Here is a 22,882-nt window from a genome sequence, read left to right on the forward strand (position 1 = left end):
TTATCCCTTCAGTCCGCTGGAGAAGCCGCGGATGACGTACCGCTGGAGGAACAGGAACACGATCAGGATCGGCAACGCCGCGAGGACCAGGCCGGCCGCGACGAGCCCGTAGTCGGACGTGTATTCGTTGACGAAGGCAAACACCCGGACAGGCACGGTCTCCCGGCCCGAGCCGCCGAGGTACAGCAGCGGGGTGAAGAAGTCGTTCCAGATGTGGACGGCGTTCAGGATCAGCACCGTGCCGGTGATCGGACGCAACAGCGGGAAGATCACGTACCCGAAGGCCTGCAGGTGCGACGCGCCGTCGATCAGGGCGGCGTTGGTGTAGTCGGCCGGCAGCGAGCGGATGAACCCGGTGTAGAGGAAGACCGTGAACGGCAACTGGATGCCGGTGTAGAACAGGATCATCCCTTGATAGGTGCCGAGCAGGCCGAGGTTGTTGACCAGTTGGTACAGCGGGATCATCCCGAGCTGGAACGGCAGGATGATGCCGACCAGGAACAGGATGTAGAGCGTGTAGCTCATGCGGGTCGCCGTACGGGCCAGGAAGTAGGCCGCCAACGAGCCCAGCAGGATGAGCACGACGACGCTGCTCACGGTGATCAGGGTGCTGTTCAGCAACGCCGATCCGAGTGACGCCGACCGCCACGCCTCGCCGAAGCTCCCGACGGACGGTGGATTCGGCAGGGACAAGGGCCTGTTGGCGATCTGTGTCGGGTCCTTGAACGCCAGCGTCACGAGCGCGTAGACGGGGAACAGGAACGCGATCGCGACCGCAATCATGACCAGCTCGAGGACGAGCGTGCGGGGGCGGTAACCGGTCCTCATGCGGCCGTCTCCCTCGAACGCAGGTACCCGATCTGGATGAACGACACCGCCGCGACGAAGATCGCCAGCACCAGCGCGACCGCCGTGCTGTAGCCGAACTTCCCGAACACGAAGGCCTGTTTGTAGAGCACCGTCGACAACGTGTCGGTCGCGTACCCGGGTCCGCCGTTCGTCATCGCGATGATCTGGGTGAACAACGTCAACCCGCCGACCGTCGACAACATCACGTTGATCGTCACGGCCGGCGCCAGCAACGGCCAGGTGATGTGCCGGAACCGCGCCACCGTGCCGGCACCGTCGACCATCGCGGACTCGTGCAGCTCGGCCGGCACGCCTTCGAGCCCGGCCAGGAAGATCACCATCGAGTACCCGGCGCACTGCCAGATCACCGTGAACGCGACCGACCAGAGCGCCAGCGACGGGTTGCCGAGCCAGTCCTGCCGCAGGCCCCCTAGGCCGATCGCACCCAGCGCAGCGTTCAGGCCGGCGTCCGGCGCCGGGTTGTAGACGTACTTCCACAGGAACGACACCATCACCGGGCTGACCACGACCGGGGCGAAGAAGATCACCCGCAACGCCATCCGGGTCTTGATGCGGGTGTGTACGCCGAGTGCGAGCAGCAACCCGAGCCCGTTCTGTACGACGACGATCGCGACCGTCAGCAGCAAGGTGTTGCGCAGCGCGCCCAGTGCCTGATCGTCGTGGAACAACTGCTTGAAGTTGTCCACCCCGACGAAGGACCGCTGTTCACCGACCCCGGACCAGTCGGTGAACGCCGACCCCGCGCCGGACAGCGCCGGATACAGCACCACGAACGCGTAGACCAGCAACGCCGGCACCGCGAACAACCACGGCGGCGCAATCCCTCCGCGCCGCCGCGGCGCCTTGACCGCGTCCCGTCGTACCGCCTGTGCAGTGATCGTCATACGCTCTTCCGGTAGGCCTCGTCCATCTTCTTCAGGGCGGCCGGGACGGTGCTCTTGCCGCCGAGCAGCTCCTGGACGACGGCGAAGTGGGTGGGCTGGACCTCGGCGTTCGGCCAGCGCTGGTCCATGAACGGGACGGCCTTGTTGTCCTTCAGGTACGGGAGGAACGGCTTCAGCACCGGGTCCACCTTGGCGTCGCCGTCGGAGTACAGCGGTACGCACGCGACCGCCTCGGCCCAGGCGTTGACGTTCTCCGGCTGACCGCAGTACTCGATGAACTTCTTCACCTGGTCGGCCTTCTTGCTCTTCGCGCTGACCGCGATGCCGACCACGACCCCGCCGGGGATCCAGTTGTCGGCGACGACGTCCGTGGCCGGGAACGGGAACATGCCGAGGTCGTCCGGTGTCGGCGAGGCCTGGCGGAACGCCTGCAGGACCGCGGACACCTGGACCGCCATCGCGGCCTTGCCGGTGCCGACCATCGAGGTGGCCTGCTCGTACGTCGTGCCGTTCGGGTTGTCGTTGAAGAAACCCTTCTTCTGCAGCTCGAGGTACTTGTCCATCGCGTCGGCCCAGCCGGAGTCGGCGAACGACGCGTTGCCGGCCGTCATCTTGTCGTCGAAGTCAGGCGTCTTGGCGTAGACCGTGCCGGGGACCAGCGCATAGTCGATGAGCTGGGTGACCCACGGGGTCTGGGCGCCGAGGGCGATCGGGATGATGCCCTTCTTCTTGAGCTTGTCGCAGACCGCGAGCAGCTCCGACCAGGTGGTCGGCACCTCCACGCCGGCGGTCGCGAACGCCTTCTTGTTGTAGATCGCGCCGAGCACGCTGGTACCGGGCGAGAAGATGAACGTCTTCCCGTCCTGCTGGAACGCGCCCTTGAAGCCGGTCGGGATCTTCTGGGTCCAGGACTGGTCGCTGAGGTCGGCCAGCAGGTTGGCCTTGCTGAGCTGGACCATCGACATCGCGCTGCCGTTGCCCGGGTAGACGGCGTGCAGGTCCGGTGCGTTACCGGCCGCGAGCTGGGCCCGGAGCGCGGTCTGCAGCTGGTCGGCCGGCGAGAACGAGAGATTGAAGTCGAAGTCGGCGTTCGCCTTCTTGTAGTCGTCGAGCGCCTTGCGCAGGCCGGCCTCCTGGCTGCCTGCGCCGATCACCTTGACGGTGCCGCCGGACGATGACGAGCCGCCGCCTCCGCCGCAGGCCGCCAGCGTGCCGACCGCCGTGGCGGCGACAGAGGCGCCGCCGATCAGCTGCAGGAGCCGCCGTCGGCTGACGGACTGATCGAGTGCCATGAGTCCTCCTGAGCGCCGAGATACCGGCGAAGAATGTGAAGTAACCGCAGGATCGTGTTACTTTCGTCATCGGGACGCTACGGATGGCCCGGGGGACTGTCAAGACCTCATTGAAAGGATTCAGTCAGGATCGGTGTGAAAAGGCCCCCGCCGGGGTTTTTGGGCTCGTGCCCGCCTCTCCTGAGAAGATGTCGCCGTGCCCGTGAGACGAGTCCTGTTGGCCGGCCTCCTGCTGCTGGCCCTGGCGCTCGGCGTCGGCGGCGGCTACTACACCGGCGACCGCATGGACACCCCGGACCCGACCGCATCCGGCACCGCGGGCCCGTTGGGCGCGGTGTCCGTGTCGCCGTCCCCGACGCCGACCGAGCCGCCCCTCCCGGTGAAAACCCCGGTCCCGAGCAACCTGGAACCACTCGGCACCGGCCTCGACTACACCCGCCACGCGTTCACCGTCACCCCGCAGGACGAGCCCTCGGTCCAGCTCTCCATCGAGACCCCGCAGGGCTGGCGTCTCGGGGCGAGGGATCCGAAGCGTCCGGGCGAAGTGAAGTACCTCGACAACCTCAAGGAGCGCGGAGTCCGCGTCGAGGCGATCGAGCCGGTCGACACGCTCCCTGCGGACGCGATGGCCAAGCTCATCGTCGACCTCAAGAAGAGCCAGCCCCCGCAGAACGACGTCCAGATCGTCAGCCAGACGCCCGGCACGGTCACCGGCGACGACGGCGACCCGCGCCCGGTCGCGACGCTGATCTACACCTACATCCCGGGCGATACGCTCCGCTACGTGATCGTCCGCTGGGTCGCGATCGACGGGCAGTTGACCAATGTCGAGATGAGCATCACCGGTCTCCCCCAGGACGCCGGCGCCCTGGACGAGGTCCTGCAGCACGCCACGGCGTCCGTGCACGAGGCCGGCTGAGCGCTTTCACGGAATTGTTACCTGGGAGCGTGCAACCTGGGAGTGGACTCAGGTGTCTTCTGTTGAGTAGGGAACTGGGAAGGTGGGGGCGTGAAGAGGAACGTGTCGCGGCGCGCGGTGCTCGGCGCGGGCCTGCTTACGCTCGCCGGAGTCGGTGGCGCCGGCGGGTACGGCGTCGGCCTGTTCCTCACCGACGAGCCGAGCCTCGCCGGGACCGCGGCCCCGCTGCCGATGTCGGCCACCCCGGATCCGTCGGCGACGCCGTCCACACCGTCCACGCCGCCGAGGCAGATCGTCCCGGACGACACCAAGGCGCTGCAGACCGACGATCTCGACTACAAGATCCGCGAGTTCACCGCGACCAACGTCGTACGGTCGGACGTCCGCCTCAAGGTGCCGAGGAACTGGGGCTTCACCCAGCCCGATCCGCCGAAGATCGGCCGCTACACCGATCCGACCAGCAAGCGCTGGATCCGGATCGAGGCCGGCTTCACCATCCGCCGGCCACCCGCCGAATCGATGGCCCAGAGACTCACGGAGCTCGCCTCGGTGCCGGCCGCCCAAATGCTGTCGATCAAGTCCCAGACCGTGAATCAGGACACCAAGGAAGCGACGCTGGCCTACACCTACGTCCCGGAGAACTCGCTCCGCTATGTGATCATCCGCTGGGTGGCCAACGGCGAGGGCCTGTGCACCTTCGAGATCGCCGTCACCGGACTGCCCCAGGATCGCGATGCCATGGAAGACATCCTGGACCACGCGGCCGACTCGGCCACTCGCGACGACTCGATAATCTAGAGAACCAGCAGGTCAGCAAGGGCTTTGTGGCCTGCAGGAGTCAGGTCGACAGCTCGTTGGTTGGAACGACGGTGGAGCCAGTCGCGGGCCAGGAGACTGTGTACGACGGAGGCGCCCAGCTGGCCGGACAGGTGGTGGCGTTGTTCGCTCCAGTCGACGCAGAACCTCAGGAGCTGGCGGCGCGACGGCTGATCGGACAGGTCAACGCCTAGTTCGGCAAAGACCTCTGTGGCGTTAGGGCCCAAGGCATAGGGACCATCCGGGAGCTGTGCGGCGAGTGGGTCGTCCGTACGACGGTCTGCGCCGACACCGCCGTCGGTGCGGGTCAGGGCGTCCCGCCGTACCAGCCCGTCGAGCAGGGCAACGCCAAGGCGGCCGGCCAGGTGGTCGTAGCAGGTACGGGCTTCACGGAGCGCTGCGGCGCGGGTGCTCTGACGGAGTGACTTGATCGGTTCGGGTTTCGCGATGCGGGCCAGCGCTTCTACGGCCGCGGCAACCTCCGGTCCGGACAGTTTGTAGTACCTGTGCCTCCCGGAGCGCTCGACTGCGACCAGACCGCCGTCCAGGAGCTTGCGCAGGTGCCCACTGACCGTCTGCGGTGACACACCGGCCTCCGAAGCGAGCAAGGAGGCAGGCAGCGCTCGGCCGTCCGCCAGTGCCATCAGGACCTTCGCCCGCGCAGGCTCGGCCATCAGACCGGCGGCGCGAGCCACATCCGCATCTCCACCCATGCCTCCATGCTCACACCGTCATATTTCGGCGCAACCCGAAGTGTTTCGGTGGGAGGTTGGACAGCATGCTCCTCGCGTTGCTGTGCGTCGGAATCTTCCTGGTGCAGCTCGACGTGACCGTGGTCAACGTCGCGTTGCCGACCATCCGGACCGGTCTTCATACCAGTGCATCCGGGCAGCAGTGGGTCGTGAGCGGCTACATGATCGCGTTGGCCGGGCTGCTGCTCGTGTGCGGCGCACTGGGCGACCGGATCGGTCACCGCCGGATTGTCCTTGCAGGGCTGACGATTTTCGGCGCAGCGTCCTTGGCGTGCGGCATAGCACCGAACATCGAGCTCCTCATCGCTGCACGGGCACTCCAGGGCGTCGGCGCCGCGCTGCTCCTACCAGGAACACTTGCCGTCATCACCCACCAGTACGTCGACAGTGCCGCAAGGGCCCGTGCTGTTGGGATCTGGGCCGGCGCGGGCGCACTGGCACTGGTCGCCGGACCCATCCTCGGTGGTGCATTGGTCAGCGGATTCGGCTGGCGTGCAGTGTTCCTGGTCAACTTGCCGGTCATCACGTTGGCCCTGCCAATGGCCTGGCGGATGGTGCCGCGGCGCCGGACCGCTCGCCGCGAGACACGCATCCGGCTGCACATCGGCCCAGCGTTCGTCGGCGCCAACGTGGTCTCCGGCCTGATGAATCTGGTTGGTCTAGGCACGCTGCTCGCTCTAACCCTTTACCTGCAAGAGCATCTGGACCAATCGGCGCTTCGCGCCGGCCTGGAGCTGCTCCCCGTTCTGCTGCCACTGGCCGTTCTTGGCCCTGTCTCAGGTCGCATCACCGCTCGATACGGTTCTCGGCTCCCGATGTCGTTCGGGCTTGCTCTTGGGGCTATCGGCTCGTTCTGCCTACTGCTAGTCCATCCGGACAGCCGTTACGGCGCAGTCATTCCGGTAGAGGTCTGCCTGGGCTTGGGCATGGGCCTGCTGACCGCTGCGGTGGTGCATGCGGCCATCGCAGCGCTGCCCCCGGATCGCGCCGGGCTGGCCGGCGGCGTCAACAACACCGCACGGCAGGCCGTCGGCGCAGCGGGTGTAGCGCTCTACAGCGCGGTGCTGAGCCGTTCCGCGACCTTCACCACAGGTCTTCACACCCTCGCCTGGGTCGGCGGCGTCCTGTGGGTGGTTGCACTCGGCATCACTTGGCTGACAGTCGACTAGTCGACCGGCCAGATGGCGCGAAAGATCGTCGAGCGCAGGTGGTAGAACCTGCGACGAGCAGACTGGATCAGCGCCGGCGACGGCCGCAGCCGTTCAGTCGGAAAACGCATGGGGACTTCCTCATTCGGAGTACTTGACCGAATCAGCGATCTCGGCGGCCCGGCCGGCATCCGGCGTGATCACCTGAACGAGCAACGAGCCGCCGTCCCCGCGATCAACGACCCGTTCGAACAGGACCATACCGGCTCCGGCGCACCCGGTGGACAACCGGTCCGTGGTCGGCCGGTCGTCGAAGCTGCCCGGGAAGGACGGCCCCGGCTTGCACCCGAGCGACGTGTTGTCCGGGAGAGCCAGCTTCGACCCGGCCAGGCCGACGAACACACCCGGCGTCGACGCGGACCAGTTCGCGTCCCGGCTGACGCGGAACGCGGGCGTCCGGGAACTGCTACCGGGCGCCTGCCAGTCGGTCTGCGCCATCGACTTCGCCCAGGACCGTGGGAGCGTCACCTGGAACTGCCCCTGCGACACCACGACCGCCTTCCGGCTGGACAGGTACCACTGACCGCCGTACCCGGCGCCACCGCCGACGACCAGCGCCAGCAGAGCAGCAACGACCCATCGGCCGCGCTTGCGCTTGCGCTTCGGCGGCGCCTCGGGGGCAGGCTCCGGCTCGGCCGTGGGCTCCGGCGCAGGCGCTTCCTCCGCCTTCACGGCGACGGTCTCGGCGTCCGCCGGCTCCGACGGCTCGGCGAGCTTCACGATCGTCGGCTGGTTCTCGTCGCTCAGCGCGGTCTTCGCGCCCAGGTGATCCGTGTCCGAGGCAACGGCCGCGCGGAGCGACAGCGGGAAGTCGTGCGTCGTCTCGTCGAGCCCACCCACCAACTGCCGGGTGAACGACTGCACATCCGGCCAGCGCTTCTCGCGGTCCGGGTCCAGCGCCCTGACGATTGCGGCGTCGACCTGCTCCGGCAGCTCGAACCCGAGCGAGCTCGGCGGCGGCGCCACCTTGACCCGGCTGGCCGCGCCCAGACCGTCGACCTGGTGCGGGGACTGCCCGGTCAGGGCGGCGTACGCGACCGCGCCCAGGGAGTACTGGTCGGCACGCTGGTCCAGTCGCTCACCCAGCGCCTGCTCAGGGGCGACGTACGACGGGGTGCCGCCGGGCATCGTGATCCGGGAGATCTCGTCCAGCGACTTGCCCAGACCGAGGTCGGACAGGACGGCCCGCTCGCCGTCGTCCGTACTGCGGAACAGAACGTTGGCTGGTTTCACGTCCCGGTGCAGCAGACCGCGCCGGTGCAGCGCCTGCAGACCGCGACCCACCTGGACCACCACGTCGACGGCCTCGGCCAGGGGCAGCGGCTTCTTCTTCAGGCGGTCGGCCAGCGTCCCGCGGTCGGCGTACGTCAGCACCAGGAACGGGCGGCCGTCCTCGAGCTCGCCGACGTCGTGCACCTGGACGACCTGCTCGGATTCCACCCGGCGGAGGAACCGGCCCTCCTCGAGGAACCGTTGCCGGACCGAGTCGTCGTGGGCCCAGTTGTCGGCGAGCACCTTGATCGCCACTTCGGCATCCAGTTGCTCATCGTGAGCAAGCCATACCGTAGCGAAACCGCCTGAGCCCAGGCGTCGGCGCACGACGTAACGCCCGAGTCTGGTTGGGACCCCCATACAAGGCATTATGGAGTACTGGAGTGTCCCGTGCCGGGGCCGATCGACAGCAAAGGCGCAGATGAGCGAGAGCACCAGCCCGACCGACGACCTGGGCGTACTGGCCGAGCAGGCCAAGTCGGGCGACAAGAACGCGATGGACGATCTGCTCCGCCAGATCTACCCGCGCGTCCTGCGCATCTGCCGCAGCGTCCTGCCGTACTCCGCCGACGCCGAGGACGCCGCCCAGGAAGCGCTGCTGAACATCGCCACCAAGATCAACACGTACTCCGGCCGCAGCAGCTTCTCCACCTGGGTCCACTCCGTCGCGGCCAACTCGGCCCGCTCGACGTACCGCAAGCTGAAGCGCACCGCCCAGGCCGCGCACAACCCGGAGCAGATGGAGAAGCCGGACCCGCGCACCACCAGCGTGATCGCCGGCACCCGCCTGGACCTCCTGGAGGCGCTGGAGACGCTGGAGCGCGACCGTCCCCAGATGGTCACTCCGCTGGTCCTGCGGGACGTCTACGGCCTGTCGTACGAGGAGATCGCCGCCGAGGTCGGCGCACCGCTCGGCACGGTCAAGTCCCGTATCCACGACGCCCGCGAGGTCGTCCGCCCGCTTCTCCGTCCCAAGGACTGACCTGCTCCCAGGCATACCCTCCGGATTATGTCCGCCCGGGGGTTATGGCACAACGGTGACTATCTCAAGCTGCTGACCGGCCAGACGATCAGCTCCATCGGCTCGTCGATGAGCTCGTTCGTCTTCGTGCTGATCGGCCTGGCCATCACCGGCTCCCCGGTGCAAGCGGGCCTGATCGGTACGGCGGGAGCGCTCGGGCAGACCCTGATGTCGCTCCCCGGCGGCGCGCTGGCCGACCGGTGGAACCGGCGCCGGATCATGGTCGGCTACAGCCTCTTCGGGACCGTCCTGTACGGCTCGGTGGCCGTAGCCGGCTGGCTCGATGTACTGACGCTGCCGCACCTGATCGCAGTCAGCCTGCTCAGCGGCGCGGGCTACGTGCTGTTCATCCCGGCCGAGGCCGGTGCGCTGCGGCAGATCGTCGACCCCGACGACATCTCGACCGCCCTCGCCGCCAGCCACGGCCGGCAGAACCTGGCCGCCCTGATCGGGGCCCCGCTCGGCGGTCTGCTCTACTCGATCGGCCGCGTCATCCCGGTCGCCATCGACGCGGTGTCGTACCTCGTGATGACGGTCATGCTGACGACGATCCGGCACCCGCTGCCCGCCGCGAAGCCCGACGGCGACAAGCACGAGCCGATGCTCAAGGCGATCCGCTCCGGGCTGACCTGGATGTTCCGGCAGCCCGCGCTGCGGACGATCGCCATCGTCGCGACCATCCTCAACTTCGCCGCGAACGGCACGTTCATCGTCCTGATCCTGAGCATGCAGCAACGCGGCGTACCGACGCCTGTGATCGGGTTGCTGGAGACCGGCCTGGGGGTGGGCGGCCTGCTGGGTGCGATCGCGGCACCCAAGCTGCTCGCGAAGTTCAGCACCGGCCGGATCACGATCGCCTCCGGCTGGATCACCAGCGTCACCTTCGGCGCGACCGCGTTCACCACCCACGCGGCGGTGCTGATCGTGCTGCCGGCGCTCGCGATCTTCCTGCTCCCCGCGCTGAACTCCGGCCTGTTCGGCTACCAGATGCTGATCACCCCGGACAACCTGCAAGGACGCGCGCAGAGCGCGGTCATGTTCCTGGCGAGCAGCACGAACCCGCTCGCGCCGTTGCTCGGCGGCCTGCTGCTCGAAGGGCTCGGCTCGCGCTCGGCACTGCTGGTCTTCGGCGGATTGCTCGTCCTCAGCGCCGCACTGCTGACCCTCAGTCGCCCCATCCGCACCATCCCGCTGCTCTCAGCCGTCTCCCCCACCCCCACCCCCACCCCTTCCTGACCCCCACCCCCACCCCACCCCACCCCCTGAGATGGGTTCACCCATCGTGTGGTGGGTTCCCCCACCGGCACAGGGCGTGCGAACCCACCACACGGTGGGTGAACCCATCTCGCGGCGGAATGAGGGAGCCAGGGGTGGGGACCGTGGTGGGGTGGTTGGGGGGCTCCCGTTCTGGGCGGGTGTGTGCTCAGATGGGGGACATGAAGAAGCTCATCAACGACCCAGGTGATGTTGTGAGTGAGGCGCTGCGGGGGATGGCGGCAGCGCATCCGGACCGGTTGCGGGTGGATCTGGAGAACCGGATCGTCTACCGCAAGGACGCGCCGAGGCCGGGCAAGGTGGGGCTCATTTCCGGCGGCGGGTCGGGGCACGAGCCGATGCACGGCGGGTTCGTCGGGCTCGGGATGCTGGACGCTGCCTGCGCGGGCGAGGTGTTCACCTCCCCGGTGCCGGACCAGATGATGGCAGCCACGAAGGCGGTCGATGCGGGCGCCGGCGTACTGCACATCGTGAAGAACTACACCGGCGACGTGATGAACTTCGAGATGGCCGCCGAACTGGCCGCTGCCGACGCCGGCACCGAGGTGCTGTCGGTGGTGACGAACGACGACGTCGCCGTCCAGGACAGCCTCTACACGGCCGGTCGCCGCGGCGTCGGCGTGACCGTGCTGCTCGAGAAGATCGTCGGCGCGGCCGCCGAGGAGGGTCAGCCGCTGGCTCAGGTCGCGGACCTCGCCCGCCGGGTGAACGACAACGGCCGCAGCATGGGTATGGCGCTGACGTCGTGCACGGTCCCGGCCGCGGGCAAGCCGACGTTCGACCTGGCCGACAACGAGATGGAGGTCGGCATCGGCATCCACGGCGAGCCCGGCCGGCAACGGTTGCCGCTGGCACCGGCCAAGGACATCGCCGCGATGCTGGTCGACCCGGTGGTCTCCGATCTCCCTTACCAGCAAGGCGATTCGGTCATTGCCTTCGTCAACGGCATGGGCGGTACGCCGTTGATCGAGCTGTACATCATGTACAACGAGGTGGCCCAGCTGCTCGACCGCGCCGGCATCACGATCGCCCGCAACCTCGTCGGCAACTACATCACCTCGTTGGAGATGGCCGGCTGCTCGGTCACGCTGTTGAAGGTGGACGACGAACTGGTACGTCTCTGGGACGCGCCGGTGAACACCCCCGGCCTACGCTGGGGCGCGTGAGCATGGGAGTCGATTCCTTCGTCAACTGGCTTCGGGACGCTGCGGGTGCGCTGCACGACAATGCGGCGTACCTGACCGAGCTGGACTCGGCGATCGGGGATGCCGATCACGGGGCCAACATGGATCGCGGGTTCCAGGCGATCGTCGCGGTGCTGGACGAGACGTCGTTCGACAGCGTCGACGAGCTGTTGAAGAAGGCCGGGATGACGCTGGTCAGCAAGGTCGGCGGGGCGAGCGGGCCGCTGTACGGCACGTTCTTCCTGCGGTTCGGGACCGCACTGGCCGGTGCCGAACTGACGCCGGAGACGATCGGGCGCGGGCTGCACGCCGGGGTCGAAGGCGTGCTTGCCCGCGGCAAGGCGGAGCTCGGCGACAAGACCATGTACGACGCCTGGGCCCCCGCACTGGAGGCGTACGACGCTGCCGTGGCGGGTGGATCGGATCTGGCCGGCGCACTGACTGCGGCCGCGGAGGCGGCGGCGAAGGGCCGGGACGCAACGGTTCCCTTGGTTGCACGGAAGGGGCGGGCCAGCTACCTGGGTGAGCGGAGCGCCGGTCATCAGGATCCCGGGGCGACGAGTACGACGCTGATTCTGGAGTCGGCGGCCCGTACGCTCGCATGATCGGGATCGTGGTCGTCTCGCACAGCCGGGCGCTGGCCGAGGCGGCGGTCGGGCTCGCGGCCGAGATGGTTGCCGAGGACAAGCGTCCGGTGATCGCGGTCGCGGCTGGGCTGGATGCGACGACGTTCGGGACCGATGCGGTGGCGGTCTCGGAGGCGATCGCCACCGCGGACAGCGCGGACGGCGTGCTGGTGCTGCTCGACCTCGGCAGCGCCGTACTGAGCGCGGAGATGGCGCTGGAGTTCGTGGATCCCGCCGTTGTGGAGCATGTGCGGCTCACGAGCGCTCCGTTGGTGGAGGGGCTGGTCGCTGCGGTCGTCACCGCATCGACGGGTGCTTCGCTCGACGCTGTGATCGCCGAGGCGGAACGCGGTCTGGTCGCGAAGCAGGACCACCTCGGAGACGCCGGGCCCGTCTCGGACGACTCGGCTTCGGCAGGCGAGGCTGATCGTACGGTGGACGTTGTCGTGAGCAACGAGCACGGTCTGCACGCGCGGCCGGCCGCGCGGTTGGTCGGGCTGGTGAACGGCTTCGATGCGACGGTCACGTTGACCGACCTGGACACCGGCAAGGGGCCGGTGGACGCGGGCAGCCTGAGCATGGTCGCGACGCTGAACGCCCAGCAGGGCCACCGAGTCCGTGTAGGTGCAAGTGGTCCACAGGCAGCCGAGGCGCTGACTGCGATCGAACAACTGGCCGCCACAGCGTTCGGAGACGGGCCGGCGCCACCCGATGGATCGGCGGGCGACAGGCCTTCCTCCGGCGCCGCAGGCGGGGAGGCGGCTGCCGGTGGGTCTGGCCTTGATGTGGCCATCGGGCCTGCGGTGTTGGTGGATTCGGGTGTCGACACGGGTGGTTATGTTGCCGGAGACAACGAACTTGAGCGCCTCGGCCAGGCCCTGCAAACCGCCGGCGACCAACTGCGGGAGCTGCGCGACACCACCCCCGAGCACGGCGACATCTTCGTGGCTCACCTTGCCTTGCTGGGCGATCGGAAGATCCTCGACGCGGTAGAACTGTCGATCTCCGGCGGCGCCTCGGCTCCGGCCGCGTGGCAGCAGGCGTACGACGACCTGACGACCACGTTCGAGGCCCTCGACGACGCCTATCAACGGGAACGCGCCCAGGACGTCCGCGCGGTACGGGACCGTGTCCTGCGCATCCTCGTCGGAGCGCCAGAGGAGACACCGGCCGACGGCATCCTCGTCGTACCGGAGCTGGATGCGGCCACCGCGGCCACCATCGACGCGGCGCGGATCGCAGGCATCGCCGTGCGGGCGGCGGGGACGACCGGCCACGGGGTGATCGTGGCGCGCTCCCGCGGCATCCCGTTGATCACCGGGATCGGCGACGTCGACGTACCACCCGGCGCAACGGTCGCCTTCGACGCACGAACCGGGTCGTTCGAGGTCGCGCCGGACGAGAGCCGGATCCGGGCCACGATCGCCGAGCGCCGGGGAGAGCGCGAGCGAGCGGTCGGGCAAGCAGACCAGCCCGCGATCACCCGCGACGGTACGACGATCGACGTACTGGTCAACGTGGGCGTCGTCCAGGACGCGATCGACGCGCGCGGAGCGGACGGGTCGGGCCTGGTGCGGACCGAGGTGCTCTTCGGCGACCGTCGTACGGCGCCGACCGTCGACGAACAGGTCGACGCGTTCCGGGCCATCGCACAGGCGCTCGGGAACAAGCCGATCACGATCCGCACCTGGGACATCGGCGGCGACAAGCCGCTGCCCTTCCTCCCGCAGGCCAAGGAGGCGAATCCGTTCCTCGGCGAGCGCGGCCTCCGGGTGTTCCGGAGTCGCCCGGACCTGCTCCGCGACCAACTGGAAGCGGTACGACGGGTTGCCGCCGAGACCCCCGTCCACGTGATGTTCCCGATGGTCACGACCGCCGACGAGGTCGCCTGGGCGCTGGACGAGCTCGGCGCCACGGACGGTCTCGAGGTCGGCATCATGGTCGAGGTCCCCGCGGCCGCGCTGCGCGTCGCCACCCTCGCCAAGGATCTCGACTTCGTCAGCATCGGCACCAACGACCTCACGCAGTACACGACCGCTGCCGACCGCACCAACAGCGCGGTCGCCTCGCTCGCCGATGGTCTGGACCCTGCGGTCCTCCAACTCGTCGACCACGTCGTCCGCAACGCCGGCGTCCGCGTCGCAGTGTGCGGTGACCTGGCCAGCGACCCGCAGGCCGCAGTGCTACTGGCAGCCCTCGGAGTCCACGAGCTCAGCGCCGTCGGACCGCAGGTCCCACTCGTCAAAGCACGCCTGCGGCAGGCCGACCTCACTCAGGTCGACACCGCCGCAGTGCTAGCCGCTCGAGATGCGGGTCAGGTGCGCGGCCTGCTGTAGTAGCGCAGCTCGACCAGGTTGAAGCCGGAGGTGCGTTCGGGCTTGGCGGGGAGGGTGTAGGACTCGCCGGGCTCGAGGTAGGTGACGTCCGGGTGCTCGAGGTCCAGGTCGACCACGAGGGCCGGGTACGCGCCGGTGTGCCAGGTGTACGACTCGCCGGCCTCGGGGGTCACGTGCTGCACGCGGACGTCGTGCTCGTCGACGACCACCTTGGCCGGGATCTCACCGGCCTGCTCGAAGCCGGACTCCGCCGGAACGCCGGCGACCCCGAAGTATGGGTCGCCGCTGGCCTCCTCGCCCAGGTCGAGAACCTCGATCAGCCGGTTGAGGTACAGGGCGTCGCCGTCGTTGGTGAGCATGTGCACCGGCGACACCGGGCGGTACACGGACCCGCCGACGGTCTCACTGAGCTGCCGCGCCGGACTGCCGTCCAGCCAGTCCATGTGGCACGGCGACGTCGACAGGCACAGCACGACGTACGGGTTGTGGTGCAGGTGCCAGCCCTGCGCTTCACCGGGCTGCAGCGACACCTCCCACACACGGACACGCGAGTTCTTCAGCAGCACGCGGGTCCCGATCTCACCCAGGACGACCTCGCGGCCATCCGGGGCGGTCACAGTGGTGCCTGAGCTCATCGTCGTCCTCGCTTCGCTCCGGGCGCCGATGAGGCGCGAGACAGGCTGTCTTGGATGATGAACTCGCTCCGCTCGTTCATGCGCTCTCCTCGATCGGTCGTTCCATCGCGACACCTGCGAGCACGGTGCCGTCCGGCATCGGTAGCTGGGCGGTCTCCACCTCGGTGAAGCCGTACGCCTTGTAGAGCGGTACGCCGGGCAGCGTCGACATCAGCGCCAGCCTGGTGAACCCCTCTGCCCGCGCAGCGTCGGTGCACGCGGTCAGGATCGCCCGGCCGAGTCCGCGCCGAGTCCAGTCCGCGCGGACGAACATGGCCCTGATCCGGGCCGGCTCGGTCGCCGGGTCCAGCAGTCGCTCGTCGGCTCCTGCCGTACTCGCGTTGAACAGTTTGTTCCGCCGACTCCATCCACCGGCCGCGACGATCTCCCCCGCGGCCTCGTGCACGTAGTAGGTGCCGTCGTCGATCAGCGCGGTGTCCAGCGTGGTGATGTGGTCCGCCGCGCTCGCAGTCTGCGCGTCGTCGTAGTACGCCGGGAACACCTCCAGCACCGAGGCCCGGGCCAGCTCAGCAATAGCCGCCCCATCCACCGGCACAGCCAACCGCAGCACAGGGTTCACGCGCACAGGCTAGTTCACTCCGAACGGCGCTTCTTGGCCCAGGTTCGGTAGGTGGAGAACATGTTGCCTGCCGTCACCACGAGGACGGCCAGCAAGATCACCATGCTCGGGCGCGTCACGATGACGATCCCTGTGAACACCAGTCCGGCGACCAGGCTCTTCGCCAGGTTCACGATCAACTCGCGGTCCACGGCTGCCGGCTCGGCGGCGATCTTCGCCGGTTGGACGACAGCCTTCTGCGGACCGGCCGGTGCGGGCGGCAGGTCCAGGACGGGGAACGGCAGGCCTTCGAAGACCTCCCTCAGGTCACCGCGGGTCGAGGCTCTGGTGAGCAGGTCCGCGCGGCGGGCGAGCTCGGTCTTGTCGATCCGACGGTGGACGTACAGCTGCGTCAGAGCCAGATCGCAGTGCTCGCGGTCTTCCTGGGTCAGCGGGACCTGACTGCGTCGGGGCCGAGGTCGTCGGGTCGGCGGGCGGCGCTTCCTCGGAGCCACGGTCGCCTGCTGAACGGCGACCGGCTGCGACACCACCCCTTGAGCCTCGACAACTCCGGCCCGCGTCAGCTCGTAGTCCCCCAGTCCGATGTCCTGCGGCCGCCGGACGATGTGGGACCTGCTGAGCAGCTCGTCCAGAACCACTTGCACCCGCTGATCGTCCGCGCCCGCCCGCTGCGCCAACTCGGTCCGGTTCCGCGGCCCGAACCGCAACTGCTGCAGAACCGCGTGTTCCAGCGCTGGATCATCCCCCACCGCACCATTTTCGCAGGTTCCGGCGGTCAGTCGAATGTCAAAAGCAGCAATCCGCCCGAGTACGTCGGACGCAGCACCGCCTCCACCCGCACGTACCGCGCCCGCACCGGCGTGAACGTGGTGGTGTTAAGCCGGTCGATCGCCACGTCGTACGGCGTGGTGTTATCCACCGGGCGCCACGTGTCTCCGTCCAACCACTGCACCCGCCAGGACTCCGGCACACGACACTGCCCGGATCCGGTGTCGTCGTACCAGTAGGAGGAGGCCTCTGACAGCTCACGCGTCGAGCGCAGGTCGTATGAGATCCACTCCGTTGTCCCGCGACGGTCCCACCACGTGAAGCGTGGCATCGACGTGTCTGCAGAGGATTCCGGCACCCGCTCCGAGTCAGGAGCTTCTAGTGAGTCACCGTCGTTGACGTGCGACGCGGTGATCCGGGTCCGGTAGCTCCACTCCTCGCCATGCGGAGCGACCTGTGGGAACGACGTGACTCGCAGCCGGGCCGCCCCCATCGGAATGAGGGTCACCGTCTCCACAAGTTCCTCTGACCGCACCGGACCAGGCTGCAGCAGTCCGACCACGTCCTCGGTGTCTGTCTCCCACTGCGGGATCCGCCGAGCCTGCGTGGTCAGTGCGACCGGCACACCCTCAGCAGTAAACGGGTCCGCGCCCGCACTCCGTCGTACGACGTCGAAACGCGCACCAGCGACCAGACCGTAGTTCCAGGGAGACTCCGGATAGACGGAGAGCTCGGGCCACTCGTCGGTCCCGCCGATGCGCTCGTACCGCTCGTCGATCTGCAGCGAGTAGGTCAGCGGACCACGGTCCACAGAGACAGAGTGCTGGTTGTCGTCCCAGACGCGAGTCGTAGTCCGCATCGGGAGCACCAGCTCGACGCGGTCACCCGGGTGCCACGTGCGGTCCAGCTTCAACCAGTCGCCACTGACCCGCACCGGCTGACCGTTGACCTTCACCGACACGTCACGCGCCCAGCCCGGACGCCTTAAATACAAGGGAAATCGCGTCGAGGCCTGCACGGTGAAGACAATCGTGTCGGAGAACGGGTACTCCGTCTCCTGCACGATGCTCACCGTCTCACCGGTAGCCCCCACGTGAGCAGTCACCTTGCTGGCGGCGTACATCGACGCGGCCAGGCCGTTGTCCGTCGTCGCCAGCCAGAGCTCCTGAGCGTAGTACGGCCAGCCCATGCCGTAGTTGTGCGGACAGCACCGGTACTGATGTACGCCGTACTTGTAGGACTGCATGGGGAAGGGGTTCTGGAACTGCCCGTGCTTCGGCTGGTCGTCCAGCTGCACGCTGTTCGCACAGGTGATGTAGTGCATGACCTGCTGTCGCGGGTCGTACGACGCGGGCAGTGAGTTGAACGCCAGCTCCTCACACTTGTCCGTCCAGGACCCGTCACCGGTGAAGCGAGTCAGCAGCTCGAAGCTATGCATCAGCTCGACGATCCCGCACGTCTCGAACCCCTGCCGCGGGTCCCCGAACCCAGGCCGCGAGTTCTCGTCCCCGGCGAACCCTCCACCGGGGAACTGACCGTACAGCCCCATCACCGTCGCATAGTTCCGGTACGTCGCCGCGCGGTGCTCCTCGTCTCCGGACAGCAGCCAGTACTGCAGCGGCTCCCGGAACCCCTGCGCCAAGTTGACGTTGTGCCATGTGGGGATGCCGTTGACGTAGTCCGCCGACCCGCTGTGCATCTTGCTCACCAGGTCGAGCAGCCAGTCGTCGCCTGTGCGGTTGTAGAGCCAGTACGCACTGTCGATGTTGTCGCCCCAGCGGAACGCACCCCACGACCGGTTGAACACCTCCGGCGGCTGCGTGTTCTGGAAGCCCAGGTACTTCGTCATGAACGGAATGACCCGCTCGTCGCCGGAGTACTCGTACCAGGACCGGAACGCGGCCAGCAGAGGCATCCCTGGCCAGAAGTCCGGTCCGCTCTCCAGTGAGGTGCGCAGCCGCTCCGGACCGAACCAGCCGTCCGCAGCCTGCGTCTTGATGATCCCGTTCATCCACTGCTCGGTCCTGGTCAGTACGCCGGTGTTGCCGGTGACGTACCCGAGGTCGCCGAACCCACGGAGCCAGTACGGCAGCTCCTCCCACGCTCCCTGCGCGGGGTCGACCCAGCCGTTCGTGTCGTAGACCAGGAAGTCCGAGATCTCGTCGTACCGGCCGCAGAGTCCGTCGACCTGCAACTCGAGCTGCTGCGCCAGCCAGCCGCGTGGCTCGACCGCACCGGGTGGGAGCTTCTGGAACGGGACGGGCCGGAGTGGGGCGCGCTGCGGGACGTAGTGCCCGCCGCGGCCGGCAGGTGGTCCGGACGGCGCGCCCTCGGCCTGGGCCGGATCGAGGGCGGTCACGACGGCCGCCGCAGCGAGCGAGACAGCAAGGAAGTCACGTCGGGGCATTCCTTCGGGGGTCGGTTCGGGCCTGAGTTCGGGCCTGGGTTCGGGCATGGCGAGACCTCTCGGGTGACGGGGGCGGACATCACACCGACGGAAAGACCGCACACGTTTTCCGTCATTGACAACGTAGGACTGCAATCCGCCTCGGTCAAGATCAAAGCGCAGGTCAGCAAGGTCGTGACGGCGCTACTGATAGGCTCCCGCGCGAGAGTGGGAGGAAACGTGATGAAGAGGCCAGGAGTGCGGATCACGGACGTCGCCGCGCTCGCCGGCGTGTCCGCCGGGACCGCCTCGAAGGCGCTGAACAACACCGGCCAGCTGAGCCAGGAGACGCGAGACCGGGTACGCCGAGCCGCCGCGCAACTCGGGTTCACACCCGATGCCCGTGGGCGCGCGCTCTCGTCCGGCCGGACGTACACCGTCGCGCTGCTGACCACGGACAGCTCGGGCCGCTTCAGCATCCCGATCATGCGCGGCGTCGAGGACGTGCTCAGCGCAGGCGAGCTGGCAACCGTCCTCTGCGACACCCGCGACGATCCGCTGCGCGAGCAGAGCTACCTGCGCGCACTGGTCGCCCGTGGTGTCGACGGCATTGTCGTGACCGGCCGGCGCACCGAGCCGCAGCCTCCGATCGACGTACCGCTGCCAGTCGTCTACGCGCTCGCCGCCTCGACCGACCCGGCCGATGCCTCGGTCATCGTCGACGACGCAGCCGGCGCCGCCGCGACGATCACCCACCTGGAAGGCCTCGGCCGGACCCGAATCGCTCACATCACCGGCCCAGCCCACCACCGCTCCGCCGCGGAGCGTGCTGAAGCCGTCGCCGCCGCTCTCTGCTGCGAGCCGCTCTTCGGCGAGTGGAGCGAGCGCTGGGGCCGCCAAGCGACCGACCTCGTACTGCGTCAGCACCCGGACGCAATCACCTGCGGCAGCGACCAGATCGCCCGCGGAGTCTGTGATCGCCTGCGCGAGCTCGGCCGCGCAGTACCGGACGACGTCGCCGTCACCGGCTACGACAACTGGGAGGTCATGGCCCTCGCCAGCCGGCCGCCGCTCACCTCCGTCGACCTCCGCCTCGAGTACCTGGGGCGCCGCGCCGCCAGCCTGCTCTTGGAGGCCATCGCAGGCACGCCGCACCACGGAGTACTGCAACTCCCAGCCCGACTGGTGACTCGGGAGTCGACGCTAGGAGCCTGACTGCCGGCGTTCCTCTCGGGCCGGCCGCGACGCCCACCGGTACGCGTAGAACGTCCACACCAGCGCCGGCACCCCGAAGATCGCCGCAGCGATCTCGCGTCCGAACACCAGGAACACCAGTCCGGTCAGCACGAACGGCACAGCCATCCACGCGGCCGCGGCGAACCCGGCCCACCGCCACTTCCCCGGCTTGCGCGCCACCGGCTTGTACAGCGACGGCACGGGCAACCCGGCAAAGATCGGCTGCAGGTCCCCGTGCGTCACCGCGTCGTTCAGCAGGTCGACCCGCCGGTGCAGCTCCAACTCGTCCAACCGCCCGATCGCGAACTGCTCCGCCAGCTCATCCGTGGCGACCCGGCGCTCCTCGTCGGTCAGACGGATCTGAGCCATCCGCCGTCGCGCCGCCGCAGCCCGAGCCTCCTGGCCGGCCGCAGCCGCCAGGCCCATCAACTCCCCCGCCTTCACCGGCCGCCGCTCTGCCATCCATCACCTCACTCCTCCCCACCGAGTGTGCCAGACGGCCGGAGCGCCAGGCGGAGACTCAGTTGAGGACGGACGGCAGCGTTGCCGTCCAGGCTGCACGCAGCTCGGTCAGTGGGAGCTCGAACTGGTCCTGGACGTCGAGGGTGTCGCCGGTGATGACGCCGATCTTCGCGTGCGGGAAACGGCGGGCGGTGCACATGTCGGTGAACCGCACCTCCTCGGTCCGCGGTACGGCGACGACCGCGCGCCCGGCCGACTCCGCGAACAGGAACAGGAACGGGTCGAGCCCGTCCGGCGCCCACACCCGCGCACCGACATCGCCGCGCAGCGCGGACTCAACCAGCGCCTGCGCGACACCGCCGTCGCTGACGTCGTGCGCCGCGTCGATCAGCCCGTCCCGCGAAGCGTTGATCAGGATGTCGGCCAGCTGCTGCTCGGCCGCCAGGTCCACCGCCGGCGGCCGCCCGCCGAGGTGACCATGGACGACGTGCGCCCACTCGGACCCGGACAGCTCCTCCTCGGTCTCACCGAGCAGGTACAGCTGGTGGCCCTCCATCTCGGGCGTGAACCCGATCGGCGTACGACGGGTGACGTCGTCGATCACCCCGAGCACACCGACCACCGGGGTCGGCAGGATCGCGGTCTCGCCGGTCTGGTTGTAGAACGACACGTTTCCACCGGTGACCGGGATACCCAGCTCCTTGCAGCCGTCGACCAGACCGCGGATCGCCTCGGTGAACTGCCACATCACCGCCGGGTCCTCCGGCGAGCCGAAGTTCAGGCAGTCGGTGACTGCGACCGGGCGGGCGCCGGTGGTCGCGACGTTGCGGAACGACTCGGCGAGCGCGAGCTTCGCGCCGGTGTACGGGTCGAGCTTGGCGAACCGGCCGTTGCAGTCGGTGGACACCGCGACCCCGAGGCCGCTGGTCTCGTCGACCCGGATCATCCCGCTGTCCTCGGGCTGCGCGAGCACCGAGTTGCCGAGCACGTACCGGTCGTACTGGTCCGTCACCCAGGACTTGTCGCACAGGTTCGGCGACGCGACCAGCGTCAGCAGCGTGTCCCGCAGCTCCATACCAGTGGTTGCCCGCGGCAACTTCTCGGCGCCGTCCGTCTGCAGCTCGTCCTGCCAGGAAGGCCGCGCGTACGGGCGGTTGTAGACCGGGCCCTCGTGCGCGACGGTCTCCGGCAGTACGTCGACGACCCGCTCGCCGTGCCAGTCGATCTCCAGCCGCCCGGTGTCGGTCACCTCACCGATCACATCGGCCTGGACGTCCCACTTGGCGCAGATCTTCAGGAACGCCTCGACGTTGTCCGGCGTGACGCAGGCCATCATCCGTTCCTGCGACTCGCTCATCAGGATCTCTTCGGGCGACAGCGAGGCATCCCGCAGCGGCACCTTGTCCAGCGACACCCGCATGCCACCGTCACCCGCGCTGGCGAGCTCGGAGGTCGCACAGGACAGGCCGCCGCCACCGAGGTCCTGGATGCCCTCGACCACGTTCGCGGCGAAGAGCTCGAGCGTGCACTCGATCAGCAGCTTCTCCATGAACGGGTCGCCGACCTGGACCGCCGGCCGCTTGGTCGGGCCGCCCTCGGCGAAAGTCTCCGACGCCAGCACCGACACACCGCCGATGCCGTCACCGCCGGTCTTGGCGCCGTACAGGATCATCTGGTTGCCGACGCCGGTCGCGTTCGCGAGGTGCAGGTCCTCGTGCCGCATCACTCCGATGCAGAGCGCGTTCACTAGCGGGTTGCCCAGGTACGTCGGGTCGAAGACGACCTCGCCGCCGATGTTCGGCAGGCCGAGACTGTTCCCGTAGCCGCCGACGCCGGACACGATCCCCGGTAGCACGCGCTTGGTGTCCGGAGCGTCCAGCGGGCCGAAGCGCAGCGGGTCCATCACCGCGACCGGCCGGGCGCCCATGGCGATGATGTCGCGGACGATGCCGCCGACGCCGGTCGCCGCGCCCTGGTACGGCTCGACGTACGACGGGTGGTTGTGCGACTCGACCTTGAAGGTGACGGCGTACCCCTCGCCGATGTCGATCACGCCGGCGTTCTCACCGATACCGGCCAGCATCTTCCCGGCCGGCGTCTCCTGCGGAATCTCACCGAACCGCTTCAGGTGCACCTTGGAGGACTTGTACGAGCAGTGCTCGCTCCACATCACCGAGTACATCGCCAGCTCGCAGCTGGTCGGGCGCCGGTCCAGAATGTCCCGGATCCGCTGGTACTCGTCCGGCTTCAGGCCGAGCTCGGCCCACGGCTGCTCGACATCCGGGGTGCTGACGGCGTTGCTAACGGTGTCGGTAGACACT

20 protein-coding genes and 1 pseudogene are annotated in these 22,882 nt (G+C 68.5%); 10 read left to right on the forward strand and 11 right to left on the reverse strand.

Annotated features, from left to right (window positions below):
- The 3 genes from OHA18_RS11955 to OHA18_RS11965 are packed head-to-tail and all read right to left on the reverse strand — an operon-like array spanning position 1 to position 3,046.
- A complete protein-coding gene (locus OHA18_RS11955) occupies positions 1-828 on the reverse strand; it encodes a carbohydrate ABC transporter permease (protein WP_329004105.1) in 828 nt (275 codons plus the stop codon).
- On the reverse strand, positions 825-1,754 hold the full coding sequence (locus OHA18_RS11960) for a carbohydrate ABC transporter permease (RefSeq protein ID WP_329004106.1): 930 nt from the start codon (positions 1,752-1,754) through the stop codon (positions 825-827). Before OHA18_RS11960 ends, OHA18_RS11955 begins: the two co-directional genes overlap by 4 nt.
- Positions 1,751-3,046: an ABC transporter substrate-binding protein gene (locus tag OHA18_RS11965; protein WP_329004107.1), complete on the reverse strand. Its 1,296-nt coding sequence runs from the start codon at positions 3,044-3,046 to the stop codon at positions 1,751-1,753. The genes OHA18_RS11960 and OHA18_RS11965 overlap by 4 nt, the downstream gene beginning before the upstream one ends.
- A gap of 202 nt (positions 3,047-3,248) precedes the next feature.
- Between OHA18_RS11965 and OHA18_RS11970 the strand changes: the two genes are divergently transcribed.
- Positions 3,249-3,965, forward strand: a complete 717-nt coding sequence (locus tag OHA18_RS11970; RefSeq protein WP_329004108.1) for a hypothetical protein — start codon at positions 3,249-3,251, stop codon at positions 3,963-3,965.
- 90 nt (positions 3,966-4,055) lie between these two features.
- Positions 4,056-4,763, forward strand: a complete 708-nt coding sequence (locus OHA18_RS11975) for a hypothetical protein (protein WP_329004110.1) — start codon at positions 4,056-4,058, stop codon at positions 4,761-4,763.
- Here the strand turns inward: OHA18_RS11975 and OHA18_RS11980 are convergent.
- On the reverse strand, positions 4,760-5,494 hold the full coding sequence (locus tag OHA18_RS11980) for an ArsR/SmtB family transcription factor (RefSeq protein ID WP_329004112.1): 735 nt from the start codon (positions 5,492-5,494) through the stop codon (positions 4,760-4,762). The genes OHA18_RS11975 and OHA18_RS11980 overlap by 4 nt on opposite strands.
- 65 nt (positions 5,495-5,559) lie before the next feature.
- Between OHA18_RS11980 and OHA18_RS11985 the strand changes: the two genes are divergently transcribed.
- Entirely contained in the window at positions 5,560-6,702 is a 1,143-nt protein-coding gene (locus OHA18_RS11985; RefSeq protein WP_329004113.1) for an MFS transporter, read from the forward strand.
- A 120-nt stretch (positions 6,703-6,822) separates the two neighbouring features.
- Here the strand turns inward: OHA18_RS11985 and OHA18_RS11990 are convergent, their stop codons facing one another.
- A complete protein-coding gene (locus OHA18_RS11990) occupies positions 6,823-8,382 on the reverse strand; it encodes a serine/threonine-protein kinase (RefSeq protein WP_329004114.1) in 1,560 nt (519 codons plus the stop codon).
- A 52-nt stretch (positions 8,383-8,434) separates the two neighbouring features.
- On the opposite strand from OHA18_RS11990, the gene OHA18_RS11995 reads away from it, so the two are divergent.
- From OHA18_RS11995 to ptsP, 6 genes and pseudogenes are all read left to right on the forward strand, one after another.
- Positions 8,435-8,995, forward strand: coding sequence for an RNA polymerase sigma factor (locus OHA18_RS11995; protein ID WP_329004116.1), 561 nt, complete (start codon positions 8,435-8,437; stop codon positions 8,993-8,995).
- Between the two features lie 27 nt (positions 8,996-9,022).
- Entirely contained in the window at positions 9,023-10,270 is a 1,248-nt protein-coding gene (locus OHA18_RS12000; RefSeq protein WP_329004118.1) for an MFS transporter, read from the forward strand.
- A gap of 200 nt (positions 10,271-10,470) precedes the next feature.
- The gene (gene dhaK, locus OHA18_RS12005; protein ID WP_137256321.1) at positions 10,471-11,475 is read left to right on the forward strand and encodes a dihydroxyacetone kinase subunit DhaK; all 1,005 of its coding nucleotides are present in this window, start codon (positions 10,471-10,473) and stop codon (positions 11,473-11,475) included.
- A gap of 2 nt (positions 11,476-11,477) precedes the next feature.
- Complete coding sequence (gene dhaL / locus OHA18_RS12010; RefSeq protein WP_329006091.1) at positions 11,478-12,098, forward strand: dihydroxyacetone kinase subunit DhaL; 621 nt, start codon at positions 11,478-11,480, stop codon at positions 12,096-12,098.
- Positions 12,095-12,505 (forward strand): annotated as a pseudogene (gene dhaM / locus OHA18_RS12015) (dihydroxyacetone kinase phosphoryl donor subunit DhaM); the annotation flags it as partial. The gene dhaL and the pseudogene dhaM, both read left to right, overlap by 4 nt.
- Positions 12,506-12,565: 60 nt before the next feature.
- Positions 12,566-14,455: a phosphoenolpyruvate--protein phosphotransferase gene (gene ptsP, locus OHA18_RS12020; protein ID WP_329006092.1), complete on the forward strand. Its 1,890-nt coding sequence runs from the start codon at positions 12,566-12,568 to the stop codon at positions 14,453-14,455.
- Here the strand turns inward: ptsP and OHA18_RS12025 are convergent.
- The 4 genes from OHA18_RS12025 to OHA18_RS12040 all read right to left on the reverse strand — a co-directional run bounded on the left by OHA18_RS12025 (position 14,434) and on the right by OHA18_RS12040 (position 18,884).
- Positions 14,434-15,090: a hypothetical protein gene (locus tag OHA18_RS12025; RefSeq protein WP_329004120.1), complete on the reverse strand. Its 657-nt coding sequence runs from the start codon at positions 15,088-15,090 to the stop codon at positions 14,434-14,436. The genes ptsP and OHA18_RS12025 overlap by 22 nt on opposite strands.
- 76 nt (positions 15,091-15,166) lie before the next feature.
- Positions 15,167-15,709 carry a GNAT family N-acetyltransferase gene (locus tag OHA18_RS12030; RefSeq protein ID WP_329004121.1) on the reverse strand — a complete coding sequence of 181 codons (543 nt, stop codon included), beginning with the start codon at positions 15,707-15,709 and terminating at the stop codon, positions 15,167-15,169.
- 14 nt (positions 15,710-15,723) lie between these two features.
- Positions 15,724-16,458, reverse strand: coding sequence for a hypothetical protein (locus tag OHA18_RS12035; RefSeq protein ID WP_329004123.1), 735 nt, complete (start codon positions 16,456-16,458; stop codon positions 15,724-15,726).
- Between the two features lie 26 nt (positions 16,459-16,484).
- Positions 16,485-18,884, reverse strand: a complete 2,400-nt coding sequence (locus OHA18_RS12040; RefSeq protein WP_329004124.1) for a beta-L-arabinofuranosidase domain-containing protein — start codon at positions 18,882-18,884, stop codon at positions 16,485-16,487.
- Between the two features lie 222 nt (positions 18,885-19,106).
- Between OHA18_RS12040 and OHA18_RS12045 the strand changes: the two genes are divergently transcribed.
- Entirely contained in the window at positions 19,107-20,078 is a 972-nt protein-coding gene (locus OHA18_RS12045) for a LacI family DNA-binding transcriptional regulator (protein ID WP_329004125.1), read from the forward strand.
- Here the strand turns inward: OHA18_RS12045 and OHA18_RS12050 are convergent.
- Positions 20,067-20,561 (reverse strand): DUF1707 SHOCT-like domain-containing protein, encoded by a 495-nt coding sequence (locus OHA18_RS12050; protein WP_329004126.1) that lies wholly within the window; start codon positions 20,559-20,561, stop codon positions 20,067-20,069. The genes OHA18_RS12045 and OHA18_RS12050 overlap by 12 nt on opposite strands.
- 58 nt (positions 20,562-20,619) lie before the next feature.
- Entirely contained in the window at positions 20,620-22,881 is a 2,262-nt protein-coding gene (gene purL / locus OHA18_RS12055; protein WP_329004127.1) for a phosphoribosylformylglycinamidine synthase subunit PurL, read from the reverse strand.
- Position 22,882: the final 1 nt, after the last annotated feature.

Source organism: Kribbella sp. NBC_00709 (genome assembly GCF_036226565.1).
GTDB lineage: Bacteria > Actinomycetota > Actinomycetes > Propionibacteriales > Kribbellaceae > Kribbella.